Below are 1,906 nucleotides of genomic sequence, written 5' to 3' on the forward strand. Positions count from 1 at the left end.
CATTTTCAGTTAACCACGAACGCCGCTGGGTTCCTGCCAAAAGCGCGCAGGAATGACATGGCCACCAGTTAGGGTAACGATACCGACTCAATACCCATTTGCGACAGCCTCTGAACGACGGGGTTTTACGCGCAAATCCGATAATAATCTTGCCCGCCGACCCCAAGGTGGTATCGCCGTCCAACGAAAGCGAATCCCTTGCCCAATTCCAGCAGAAATTCTTTTAAATGTTCAATCAGTCCATTTTCAAGGTCTCGTTCCTTGGCTTTTGGTCCTAAAGACAGAAAATCAAAGATCATTGGGTCTTTAATTAATTGCTGCGCTAACTCTGATTGAGGAGATGGTAGTGTCGTTTTGAAATTTGTAATGGCAGCGCCGAAACGGTCAATAGCTCGACTCTCAATCTGATGAATAAGAATAGCCAAACTCCAGCCTTGGGTGATGGCAGCTTTTGCATACCATACTCGGTCGTCGTCTAGGGAAGCGCAGATTTAATCGCTGTGGAATTGTCCGTTGCCAATGAGGATGCAATGCAAGGCGCCTTTCGGTGTCAATAGTCGACTATTGACACCGAAAGGCAACGCAGCAGTGCGCCTCAGTGGCAGCGGACAAACCGCTTGGATTAAATCTGCGCTTCCCTAGCTGAAGCTTGTCAAGCAGAGCACAATTATGCGACCAACTGATTTGTGCAGACACTGTCTGCACAAATTGCTCATCAGAGTATGCCTCTGCAAATGCCCTCATATATTTTAGATTTCGACTGGAAAAACCCTTAATGCCGGGAAATTCTTTATTTAGGTCAGCCGCTAATTGATCAATCACCTTAGCACCCCATCCTTGCCGCGACTGCTTCTCAAGAATATCTTTACCAATTTGCCAGTAAAGGTGTATTTGTTCTTTATTAACAGCTATGACTGCACGCGTTTGCGCGGTTCGAATTCGTGTTTTAAGATCTGATAACCAGTCAGCATAAGCAGATAGTTGAACTGACGTCATTTAATTTCCTTTTGCATTATTTTGCTAAAATCACTCACGCAATACGAATCAGCGTAAAACCGAAAATAAACAAAGTCAATCATAAAATACGATTTAATAATTAAATAACTGAGCATGCAAAAATACGAAATCTGCCCGACGAGGTACACCGCGCATTGCGGGTGCAGGCCGCTCAACATGGGCGTAGCACCGAAGCCGAAGTCCGCGAAATTCTAGCAGTAGCGGTCAAGCCAGAGACACGCGTTCGTCTGGGTGATGCCCTCTCGGCTTCAGGGTGGGCGGGTCGATCAAGGGCACTTTTTTTTCTGTGAAATGCACACGTCCTGCTGCGCCTGAGCAGCACAGATATAAAAGGCGCGTGCGCGCCACTGGATTGCCGCCTGCGCGGCAATGACGAATTGGGCGACTGGGTAGATGCGTGGATGCGAGGATGCGTAATCGACCTGGCCTGTTCTCGCCTCACCAGTCGCACGTAGGCGGGAATCCAGTGGCACATATCGCCCGCAGCCTGGCGGCGGTTCCGGCTGACAAGCCCTTACCCAACAGACGCACGCACAGTCGAATGTAGACCAATCGAAACAAATTCCAATAAATTGAAGCAATACTGATGTATTGCATCAATATCCGAAATTAAATATGCTCAAAAGAAACTATTTATAAATCATCTATTTAGTTTTAACAATTTGCTACAAATCAACAACACTCATACACATACAGATGAAAATTTATTTTCATTCCGAGTAGAGTGTCCTTCAAGCAAATGTTTTTCCGACCCGGGTTTTGCTGCATTTCCTCCCCAATGCCCCACTTCAGTAACCGCTAGCGCTTGACTCATTGTAGTGGTCAAGTTATTTCGGACACATCAATAGGTTTTTTTTCTGCCATTTCTTTTTCGTAAATCATGGGCGGC

The 1,906-nt window shown here is 46.4% G+C and carries 2 protein-coding genes and 1 pseudogene; 1 reads left to right on the forward strand and 2 read right to left on the reverse strand.

Features of this window, described 5'->3' with window-relative positions; genetic code table 11:
- Positions 1-125: 125 nt before the first annotated feature.
- A complete protein-coding gene (locus QN359_RS19620) occupies positions 126-425 on the reverse strand; it encodes a PDDEXK nuclease domain-containing protein (protein ID WP_322247384.1) in 300 nt (99 codons plus the stop codon).
- Positions 426-561: 136 nt separating this feature from the next.
- Positions 562-996 carry a DUF1016 N-terminal domain-containing protein gene (locus tag QN359_RS19625; protein WP_322247383.1) on the reverse strand — a complete coding sequence of 145 codons (435 nt, stop codon included), beginning with the start codon at positions 994-996 and terminating at the stop codon, positions 562-564.
- Positions 997-1,118: 122 nt separating this feature from the next.
- Here QN359_RS19625 and QN359_RS19630 point away from each other — a divergent pair.
- Positions 1,119-1,271 (forward strand): annotated as a pseudogene (locus QN359_RS19630) (FitA-like ribbon-helix-helix domain-containing protein); the annotation flags it as partial.
- Positions 1,272-1,906: the final 635 nt, after the last annotated feature.

It is taken from the genome of Undibacterium sp. 5I2 (assembly GCF_035019605.1).
Lineage (GTDB): Bacteria > Pseudomonadota > Gammaproteobacteria > Burkholderiales > Burkholderiaceae_D > Undibacterium.